9 protein-coding genes and 2 pseudogenes are annotated in these 10,604 nt (G+C 49.6%); 3 read left to right on the plus strand and 8 right to left on the minus strand.

Annotation, left to right across the window (positions count from 1 at the left end):
- The 6 genes and pseudogenes from RT340_RS18620 to RT340_RS18645 all read right to left on the minus strand — a co-directional run.
- Positions 1–884, minus strand: an 884-nt coding sequence (locus tag RT340_RS18620; RefSeq protein ID WP_313377463.1) for a mechanosensitive ion channel domain-containing protein, incomplete at its 3' end; no start/stop codon positions are given.
- A gap of 279 nt (positions 885–1,163) precedes the next feature.
- Entirely contained in the window at positions 1,164–2,672 is a 1,509-nt protein-coding gene (gene proP / locus RT340_RS18625; RefSeq protein ID WP_160834133.1) for a glycine betaine/L-proline transporter ProP, read from the minus strand.
- 459 nt (positions 2,673–3,131) lie between these two features.
- Positions 3,132–3,596: pseudogene (locus RT340_RS18630) on the minus strand (Qnr family pentapeptide repeat protein); the annotation flags it as partial.
- 12 nt (positions 3,597–3,608) lie between these two features.
- Positions 3,609–4,100, minus strand: a complete 492-nt coding sequence (locus RT340_RS18635; RefSeq protein ID WP_211728685.1) for a glutathione peroxidase — start codon at positions 4,098–4,100, stop codon at positions 3,609–3,611.
- Positions 4,101–4,185: 85 nt separating this feature from the next.
- The gene (locus RT340_RS18640) at positions 4,186–4,416 is read right to left on the minus strand and encodes a cytoplasmic protein (RefSeq protein ID WP_101749444.1); all 231 of its coding nucleotides are present in this window, start codon (positions 4,414–4,416) and stop codon (positions 4,186–4,188) included.
- 4 nt (positions 4,417–4,420) lie between these two features.
- Entirely contained in the window at positions 4,421–5,167 is a 747-nt protein-coding gene (locus RT340_RS18645; protein WP_313377464.1) for a YggS family pyridoxal phosphate-dependent enzyme, read from the minus strand.
- A gap of 123 nt (positions 5,168–5,290) precedes the next feature.
- Between RT340_RS18645 and ptsJ the strand changes: the two genes are divergently transcribed.
- Entirely contained in the window at positions 5,291–6,619 is a 1,329-nt protein-coding gene (gene ptsJ / locus RT340_RS18650) for a transcriptional regulator PtsJ (protein WP_211728683.1), read from the plus strand.
- A 34-nt stretch (positions 6,620–6,653) separates the two neighbouring features.
- Positions 6,654–7,373 (plus strand): type 1 glutamine amidotransferase, encoded by a 720-nt coding sequence (locus tag RT340_RS18655; RefSeq protein WP_211728682.1) that lies wholly within the window; start codon positions 6,654–6,656, stop codon positions 7,371–7,373.
- Between the two features lie 164 nt (positions 7,374–7,537).
- On the opposite strand, the gene pckA is transcribed toward RT340_RS18655, so the two are convergent.
- Entirely contained in the window at positions 7,538–9,157 is a 1,620-nt protein-coding gene (pckA, locus tag RT340_RS18660) for a phosphoenolpyruvate carboxykinase (ATP) (RefSeq protein WP_211728681.1), read from the minus strand.
- 156 nt (positions 9,158–9,313) lie between these two features.
- On the opposite strand from pckA, the gene RT340_RS18665 reads away from it, so the two are divergent.
- Positions 9,314–10,204, plus strand: a complete 891-nt coding sequence (locus RT340_RS18665) for a LysR family transcriptional regulator (RefSeq protein ID WP_097118762.1) — start codon at positions 9,314–9,316, stop codon at positions 10,202–10,204.
- A gap of 153 nt (positions 10,205–10,357) precedes the next feature.
- Here the strand turns inward: RT340_RS18665 and RT340_RS18670 are convergent.
- Positions 10,358–10,604: pseudogene (locus tag RT340_RS18670) on the minus strand (MFS transporter); the annotation flags it as partial.

Consider the following 10,604-nt stretch of genomic DNA (forward strand, 5'->3'; position numbering starts at 1 on the left):
AGCAGTTGCGTTTGTTGATCCCAAAGTTTGGTTTCACTCAAGACTTCTTCAAAATGCTGACGCAGCGGTTCGAGTGGCATCGAGTAATCAAGATATAGAAATACTGAACCCAATATTTGGGCATTATTGCGCGTCCAGTTCTGGAAGGCGTTCTCGGTAAAGTAGGTAATTGGCAGCACCAGTCGGCGCAGGTCCCAGATACGCACTACAACATAGGTCAGGTTGATCTCCTCAATCCAACCCCATTCATTTTCAACCACAACCGCATCATCAATTTTGATCGGTTGTGTGAAAGCGATCTGAATGCCAGCAAACAAATTAACCAGTGATTTCTGCAATGCAAAACCGATAATGATGCCGGCCACCCCAGCTCCGGCGAGGATAGTGGTGCCGAATTTTCTCACGCCGGGAATGCTGATAAGAATTAGAGAAAGGCAGAATGATACAAGGAGGACAATCGCGACCTTTTTGACATAAATGATCTGGGTGCGAATCTTCCTGGCGCGCAGGTTGTTTGACAGATTAATATCATAGCGAATAAATAGCATGTCCTGCGCGACGTTGGTCAATCTTATTAAAATCGAGCACAATGACAATATTATGAAAACATTCAGCGTGGGGGTAATGAACGAAAGCGAATCGGGGTGAATATTTACATACTCGGCTCCGACGTTGATTAACATCAGTGGAATAAATAGAAACATTGAACCACGAAGATGCTTCTCAAGTGATTTGAATAATTTCCTGTCGCGATCCTGCCAGTAACGTATAAACCTAAGAAGTAAAAATCGAGCCAGAAATCCCGCGACAAGCGAAAGGGTGACAAGTAACACAGCAGGCACCCATGAAGGGGCGTCAGATAACTCATCAAATATCGATGGCATTATTTTCCCTCATTCTCAGCTGACAATATATCATTGTCAGGTAAATTACATATTCAGTAACCGTTGTCTATCCGGTTATCTGCTAACTATCTATTCGCTAATAATGAAATTAATTTAATACCCATCATTGATTCTGATGAAAACAATTTCATCATTATCGAGTTTTAATTAAAAATAGTGAATAAACCAACTCACTGGAAGTATAGACGATAATAAGTCTTTTGTGTCAGGAAGAGCGATTGAGGGGGGAATCCGCTGCCCTGAGGCAGCGGCTGTTATTTATTGCGTGATTTCGGGGTGCTGAGCAACTAAATTGCGGCGTTTATTTTTCAACTCCTCAATTTGTTCATCAATATCCTCGATGCGCTGCTCAATGCCATCATGATGCTCCTGCAGCAACTCTTTGGCTTCTTCAAGCGAGGAGGCAGCTGGGGTGTCACCATAGAGCGGTTTGTTAGCGGTTTCCCTCACGGTAAAACCGGTCACCACACCGATCGCACCCACTACCATCAGATACCATGCCGGCATATAAAGGTTGCCTGTCACTTCCACTAACCAGGCGGTAAGGGTAGGGGTAATACCCGCAACCAAAATGGAGATGTTATAGGTGCTGGCCAACGCGCTGTAACGCACTTCTGTCGGGAATAACGCGGGCAGGGTCGAGGCCATCACGCCAATCAGACAGTTGAGTATGACCGCCTGAATCAACAATCCGAAAAAGAGTGCGACTAAACTGTGATGAGTAATCAGCATAAAGGAGGGAATGGATAACAGCACCATTGCCACGCTACCAATAATGATAAACGGACGACGTCCAAATTTATCACTGAGTAATCCCATCACCGGTTGCACAAACAGCATCGCCAGCATGATAACGACAATGATTAAAACGCCACGGTCTTCTGAATAGTGCAGATTGTGGGTCAGGTAACTCGGCACATAAGTCAGCAGCATGTAATAAGCCACGTTGGTGGTGATAACGATGCCGATGCAGGAGATCAGATTTCGCCAGTGTTTGCGTGCAATCTCTTTGAAAGGAACAGAGGGGCCTTCACTCAAACCTTGCTTGGAACCTTCTTCCAGTGAATCCACATGTTTCTGGAATGCTGGGGTCTCTTCGAGCGCATGACGCAGGTAAAGGCCGACTAAACCTAATGGCAACGCCATAAAGAAGGGGATGCGCCAGCCCCAGTCATTGAAGGTTTCCTGGCCCAGGATCGTGGTGAGCAGCACAACCACACCGGCGCCACAGACGAAGCCAACCAGCGAACCAAAATCAAGCCAACTGCCTAAAAATCCGCGTTTACGATCGGGTGAGTATTCCGCCACAAAGATTGAAGCACCGGTATATTCGCCTCCCACCGAGAATCCCTGAACCATTTTTGCAATCAGCAGCAAGACCGGCGCCCAGAAGCCGATGGTGGCATAGGAAGGAATAAGTCCGATACTGAAGGTGCTGAAGGTCATCAATATGATGGTGATGGCCAGAATCTTCTGACGGCCGTATTTATCACCCAATACGCCAAAGAACATTCCCCCTAGCGGACGAATGATGAACGGAACCGAGAATGTGCCCAAAGCGGCGATGATCTGAATGCCAGGCGAGGCACCCGGGAAAAAAACTTTGCCTAAAACGGCTGCGACATAGCCGTATACCCCAAAATCGAACCACTCCATGGCATTACCCAGAGCGGCGGCGGTAATCGCCTTCTTGAGACGAGCATCATCAATGATTGTCACGTCCTTCAACCGCATCGGTTTAACCTTTTTACGTCTTAAACTAAGCATTCCCATTCCCTTAAAAATCAATTACTTTTGATTGATATCTAGTTATAAACAAACAGTAAAACGTCATAGTGAACCCAGCAAAAGCTCATGATCCTGATACAGCATAGACATAAATTTACAATTTGCCGGGAGAAACCCCGATTTAGCGGCTTTTTTAGGCTGACGTATATAAGTAATCGCGAAGATTTGAGACGTAAGGACGGGCGTTCTCAGTGGGCAAGACGGACTCACTGATGCTGGTTAAGCTCACAGGCCCCTAGGCATCGTCACTGCGCCTTCATTCCGTGACAGGAGTGAAGGCAACACGATGGGGTGAATAGTATTTGGTCGACCATGCCAGACAATCGACCTTGTGCTGATGACTAGCGGTATTGCCATAATATGTTGTTTACTGGCAGTCCGTATTCATTCACTCAAGCAATGTGATAAATTTAAAATGAGTGGTTAACATGCAGCTTATTAATTAACAACCGAGATGCCAAGATGCTGCAATATTAATGAGGCCTGGTAGTTGTCCAGCTTCACGCCCTGCATATCAACTTCACGCACATCGATTTCACCTAGCTCCGAGTTAGTCAGATCGCAATAAGTGAAATTGGCGGAAGGCCAGTCAAATGAAGAAAACTCACCGCCTGAGAGATCTGAACCACTGAATGTTGCGCCCAGAATATGAGTACCAATCCAGCGGTTATCCCATAGCTCGCACTTCTCTAATACCACCTTGGATAAATTGGCGTAGCTGAGGTTTGTTTTGGTGATGTATGCACTGCAGAACCAGGTACGGGTTGTAATCATGTTCATGAAACTGGCACCGCGAAAATCGGCACCTTGTGCCATACAGCTACGAATCTCAATACCCAGCGCACTAACGTTTCTAAAGTCCGCCATGGAAAGATCGCAACTATTAAAGATGGCATCTTTCAGCGCGAATGACGCTCAGGAATGATTAGATTCAAGTGCAGCTATAATCGCAGATTCCATTTTCTCTGGCGTGGTGAACGGTGCAAAACGCTTAATCGGTTTGCCGTCGCGTCCGATGAGGAATTTAGTGAAGTTCCACTTGATCCTACCGCCCAGCACGCCGGGTAATTCGTTTTTCAGATAACTAAACACCGGATGCGTAGCCGCTCCGTTGACCTCCACCTTCTCGAACATCGGGAAGCTTACACCGTAGTTAATGTGGCAGGTTTGCGAGATCGCGTCGGCATCACCGGGCTCCTGCTTACCGAACTGATTGCAAGGGAACCCCAGCACCATCAGCCCCTGGGCGGCATACTTCCTATAAAGCGTTTCAAGGCCTGCGTACTGTGGCGTGAAGCCGCAATGGCTGGCGGTGTTCACCACCAAAACCAGTTTGCCAGCGTAATCCGCCATTGAGATAAGCTGGCCGCTCAGGCTGGTGGCGGTAAGTTGATGGAAGGTGGTCATGTTGGCTTCCTTAAAGCAGAAAACAGTTCGACGTCGACATTACCACGTTGCTTGAAGGCACTGCGTGTCGACTGTCGCGATAGATTTATGCCTGGCGGTAAAGCTTTTCACTGCTTATAAGTTTGATACCCGTAGGGCTACTCTCAAGAATACGTTTTTCCTGATCCGAAACCCATCTGACAGTAGACCATCCCTCTTCGGCAGATAGTGCGCTCTGAATTTTTGTGATAAGTGCATCGGCCTGATGACTTTCACAGTCAAGATTACCGACCAGGTTGTTATTGAGGTACACGCTGAGGCGGTGTGTCGTGATCATTGCCTTAGTTTCCTGTTGGCCAGAAGTGATCATCTGGGAGCGATCGGGTACCAAAAATGGCCTGACCTACGCGCACAACATCGGCGCCTTCTTCGATAGCGATTTCGAAATCACCCGACATCCCCATCGACAGCTGCAAATGGCCATACACATCAGCAAGTCCATCGCGCAGTTTCCTCAAACGGATAAAGCAGGCCCGCACACGATCGGCATCTGAGCTGAATTCTGCCAATGTCATCAGCCCCTTAATATGCAGATTCTTGAGCGGACTTAGGTGCGCCATGAAGTTCGCCACCTGTTCAGGAACCAAACCATATTTGCTCGGTTCAGCAGAGGTATTCACCTGCACAAACACCTCCAGCGTGCGGCCTTCAAGCTGTAAACGCCGATCCAGTATCACTGCCGTGTTGAGTGAGTCCAGAGCTTGAAATTCACTGGCAAATCTGGCAACCAGTTTGGCTTTGTTGGACTGAAGATGACCAATCACAGACCATTTCAAGTCAGTGAGATCTGACATGGCCTGCGATTTCCCCCATGCTTCCTGCACTTTGTTTTCACCCAGCAACTTACATCCGGCTTGATGCGCCAGACGGATATGGTTTTCATCCATGGTTTTACTGACGGGTAGCAGGCGAACGTCGGATACATCACGCCCCGCGCGCAGGCAAGCTGCATCGATTCGGGATTGCACGGCGGCCAAATTGTCGATGAAATCCTGCACACTCTCTGCGCGCGGCCAACGATTATGCATGTCGTGACGGGGCTGAGTGTCAGGATTTAAGGTTTTGATTTCGGTGTTTTTCATGGCGTATAGACAAGCGCTCAGCAGTCAATTAACATTGACCTAGGCTAAACTTTCATTTGTACCAGATCAATGAAGATAAACGGAAAAACAGCGGGTGATATTTTCGATCAGATTCGCGCAAAGATTCAGTCCGGTGAACTCGCGCCCGGCACGATGCTTCCTACACTACGTGATTTAGCCGGTGAGTTGGGCATTAATCGCAACACGGTTGCTCTGGCCTATAAGCGCCTCACGGATGCAGGTTTTGTGCTGTCCAGAGGCAGAAACGGCACCATTGTGCGTGAACCGATCGCGACGATTGATATTGAAGGCAGCGCACCGGGCCTGGCGATACGCGATCTCGCCAGTGGCAATCCTGCATCTTCGGTTCTTCCCTCTGTTAACCAACTTGTTACGCATATTCAAAATACACCGGGTTTGTACGGCGAACCGGAAATCCGCCCTGAACTTGAGGCGGCGGGTCTCGAATGGCTACAACCCGATCTCGATGTTCCCTTTGAATTAAATTTGACCAACGGTGCGGTTGATGCGGTTGAGAGGGTGCTTGCCAGTTACCTGATTGCAGGCGATCGCGTGGCGGTTGAAGACCCCTGCTTCCTGAGTAGCATCAGCACCTTGCGGCACAATCGTCTGCAGGCTGCGCCTGTAGCAATGGATACGGAAGGAATGCAGATTGAGGCACTATCACGTCAGCTTTCTGCGGGCGTCCAGGCGGTGATCATTACCCCTCGCGCCCACAATCCAACCGGCTTTGGCCTGAGCGCTGGCAGGGCAGAGGGCATACGTACTTTGCTGGCAAGTTATCCGCAGGTACTGGTGATTGTGGATGACCACTTTTCTCTGCTCTCAACACAGGATTATCACCACATTGTTCCGGCAAATACCCGTAACTGGGTGCTCATCCGCTCCCTGTCCAAGTTTCTTGGTCCTGATATGCGCATGGCCTTTGTTGCCAGTGATGAAGAAACTTCACAGCGTCTGCGTCAACGCCTGAATGCCGGGACAAACTGGGTCAGCCATATTTTGCAAGATATGGCTGCGGGCCATATGCGTTCGCCTGACTTTCAGCAATCCATTCTGGCCGCACGCAGGCGCTATTTGGGCCAACGAGAATTGCTGGTCAGCGCGTTGAAACAGCACGGCGTCACCGTTTCAAAACATCACGACGGCTTAAACGTGTGGGTTCCTTTAGCGCACAACAGTGCGGCAACGGTAATGCAAATGGCGCAACGGGGTTGGCTGGTTCGCGGCGGAGAAGGATTCATGCTGAACAGCACGCGTTCAGGGTTACGGATCACCGTCTCTGAGCTTGATGCACCCGAAACTGAATTAATCGCAAAATCCCTGGCCGGGATTCTGTCACAGCAGCGTCAGATTCAGGCTACCAATAAGGTCTGAACAGGCCAGTACATTACTCATGGAGTTCTCTGCAATGCGCGTACATTTCATCGTACATGAAGATTTTGAGGCACCCGGCGCCTACGAAACATGGGCCATTAATCACGGCCATGATGTGTCTTACTCGCGGGTTTACGCCGGTGATAAGTTGCCAGGAGACGCGGAAGGTATCGATTTTCTGATTGTGATGGGAGGGCCACAAGATCCCTCCACCACATTAGCTGAATGCCCGCACTTTAATGCGAAAGGTGAACAGGCGTTGATTGCTTCGGCGGTTCAAACCGGTAAAGCCGTTATCGGTATTTGCCTGGGATCACAACTGATTGGTGAAGCGCTTGGCGCACCGTTCGCACATAGCCCTGAAAAAGAGATTGGTAAATTCCCAATCACACTGACGGAAGAGGGTAGCAAGGATGAGATGTTCTCTCACTTTGCCAGCACGCTGGAAGTAGGGCACTGGCACAACGACATGCCGGGATTAACGGCAGAGGCAAAAATCATTGCTTATAGCCAAGGTTGCCCGCGCCAGATCGTTGCCTATTCCGATCGCGTTTATGGTTTCCAGTGCCATATGGAACTGACGCTAGAGGTAGTGGAAATGCTGATCGCGCATACTGAGAATGACCTGAGCCGTGCAGCTGAATACCGCTTTGTTAACACGCCAGAAGAACTTCGTGCACATGACTACAGCGAGATGAATGAAGTGCTATTTGGCTTTTTAGACAAGTTAGAAGCTCGTTATAAATCAGCATAAGCACTGAATACGTCAGGCTAACTGTGCCTGGATTCTTTCTGCTCTATTAATCAATAACGCTGCCCGGCGATTTTACGCGGGGCAGCGTCAGTTCAGTCAGCTTTTAGCGCCTCACTGGCGGCGACAGAGTGCCACTGTATGACATCCATCTTATATGCCATCAATTACAATTGCGGACCCGCCTGCGCAATACGCGCACCAGCCTCGTTATTACTGTACTGCTTGAAATTATTGATAAAAAGCTGCGCCAGTTTCTCGGCCGCTTCCTGCCATTCTGCCGGTGATGCCCAACCGTTGCGCGGATCGAGAGTGTTTACATCGACGCCAGCAATCTCCTGCGGAATGGCGAGGCCAAAGATCGGCAGTGTTTCTTCACGCATTGCGCCAGTTTCCCCTTCGAGGATGGCGTTGACGATCTGGCGCGTATCTTTCAGCGACAAACGTTGGCCTGCACCGTTCCAGCCGGTATTCACCAGCCACACTTCAGCACCGCTTTGTGCGACCTTTTCCTGCAGCACATCAGCATACTGCGTTGGATGCAGCATCAGGAAAGCCGCTCCGTAGCAAGCTGAGAACGTTGGCGTCGGAGCGGTAATGCCGCGCTCGGTGCCCGCCAGCTTGGAGGTGAAGCCAGAAAGGAAGTGATACTGCATCTGCTCTGGCGTCAAACGTGAAACCGGAGGGAGCACGCCAAATCCGTCCGCAGCAAGGAAGATAATGCGTGAAGGGTGACCCGCGCGAGACACCGGCTGCACGATATTCTCGATGTGCGACAGTGGATAAGAGACGCGTGTGTTCTCGGTTTTGCTGCCATCGGCATAATCCACGCTGCCATCTTCACGAACGACAACGTTTTCCAGCAGCGCATTACGGCGGATAGCACCATAAATTTCCGGTTCAGATTCCGCTTTCAGATTGATGGTCTTGGCATAGCAGCCGCCTTCAAAATTGAATACGCCGTCAGCATCCCAGCCGTGCTCATCATCACCAATCAGCTGGCGACGCGGATCGGTCGACAGTGTGGTTTTACCGGTGCCGGAAAGGCCAAAGAACAGCGCCACGTCGTCTTTTTCGCCACGGTTCGCTGAGCAGTGCATTGACGCAATACCCTTCAGCGGCAGCAGGTAGTTCATCACTGAGAACATCCCTTTTTTCATTTCGCCGCCGTACCAGGTCCCGCCAATCAGCTGGATATTCTCTGTCAGGTTGAAGGCAACAAAGTTCTCCGAGTTTAACCCTTGCTCCTGCCACTGCGGATTGACGCAACCGGCGCCATTAATCACCGTGAAGTCCGGGTTAAAGCTTGCCAGTTCTTCGGCGGTCGGGGCGATAAACATGTTTTTGACAAAGTGCGCCTGCCAGGCCACCTCAGTGACAAAACGCACGGCCAGACGGGTATCCGCGCTGGCACCACACCAGGCATCCACGATATACAGCGCTTTCTCAGATAAGTGATCGGCTACCAGCGATTTCAGGTGTGCCCATACTTCAGTGGACATCGGTTTATTATCGTTGCGCCCCAGGCCAGCATCGGACCACCAAAGGGTATCTCGCGTCACATCGTCACGAACGATGTACTTATCGCGTGGAGAACGGCCAGTGAATTCGCCGGTATCAACGGTAACCGCACCAGACGTCGTCAATATTCCGCGCGCCGGGCCTTTAAGCTCGGCTGACGTTTCATGCTCGAACAGCAATTCGTAACTCGGGTTGTAAACAATCTCGCTGACATCGTTGATGCCAAGGCTTGAGAGATGTTGCATGACAGATTTAATTGCGCTCATAAAATACCCTGACTCATTGGATGATTGGCGAGGCGGCAAGGGCCGACCCGAGTAAGGGATGGATAGTAGCACTGGCTTTTTGATGCAGAAATTGCATATAAATCATTTGTCATGTAAAAAATGCATAGAATTGGGGGCTGCAATTGGAGAAAAGACGTGCTAAGTAACCTCGAAGTGAAGTGGTTCTATGATGTGATTGCATTAGAAGAATGCCGCAGCTTTACGCTTGCGGCAGAAAGACGAAATATTTCGCAATCCTCGTTTAGCAGAAGGATTCAGGCACTCGAATCGAACCTGGGTTTCAGCGTCTTTAATCGTGAAGTGAACCCGCCACAGTTGACGCCGCAGGGCAGGATATTTGTCGGCTATGCCAGGAACATGCTCGACGATATGGACTTCCAGATCAGCCGAATTAAGGGTGAAGATAAGCTTAAGCAGAGTATCCGTATCGATGCGGCGCCTTCGCTTTCCGTCCTGCTGCTGCCCGATATACTGGCGGATTACCGTGACAGCCCTGATAAAGTTTTCTTTGTTGAATCGATTAACGTCAACGACGCCGTATTTAACCTGAAAGAGGGGAAAAGTGATTTCATCCTGTCCTTTTATAATGAAGAGCTGATGAATTATCCGTTTATCAATCACAAAATTTTCGATTCCGCGCTGCACCTGGTTTCACCCTGTGACCAGCACGGTAAGCCGATTTTCTCCATCAATGGCGACACACTGCCGCTGGTCAAGTATGCCAATGACAGTTATATGGGGCGTCAGGTCAATCAGGTGATTGATCGCATACCTAACACCACCTTTATCCTGACCTTTGTCTCTTCGATGAGTGAGTTGTTAAAGAGAATGATCCTCAAAGGCGATGCCGTTGGCTGGCTGCCAGATTACTCGATTCAGCGCGAGTTGGAGGAGAGAAGGCTGGCGATCATGGATCACAGCCTTTCGCTGAAGATATCGGCTTATGTTTATCGATCTGGCGCGCGTTTAAACCTGACGGCGGAACGTTTCTGGCGCTACGTTAAGGGGCGAAACATTGATGGCTAAAGTAAAATTTTATGCCTGAAAAGGATATTCAGGATGAAAATGAGCGCCAGGGATGTTTTTTGGGATTTTTATCAGCGTGAGTAATACGTGTGATTCATGCGCTATGTCAATCAATCGCCATCATATTATTCCCAACAACGTTTTTTGTTCAGGCTAAAGTGATTTAAACACATGCTTGCTGAATATTATCCATATGAAAACGGCGCAAAGCGCAATGCCTGCCAAAACAAGATAGGCAAAGCTCCATGAGGTGTGGCTGACTATGGCACCAGCCAATGCCGGGCTGAGTGAGGCTCCCAATCCCTGTAGCAACATAACGAGCCCAAGCGCGGCGTTGATATGTCCTGAACCATTGAATAATGAGGCGATAAGTCCGGGAACGGCAACGCCTAACATACCC

The sequence above is a fragment of the Pantoea sp. CTOTU50773 genome (genome assembly GCF_032082325.1).
GTDB lineage: Bacteria > Pseudomonadota > Gammaproteobacteria > Enterobacterales > Enterobacteriaceae > Pantoea > Pantoea communis.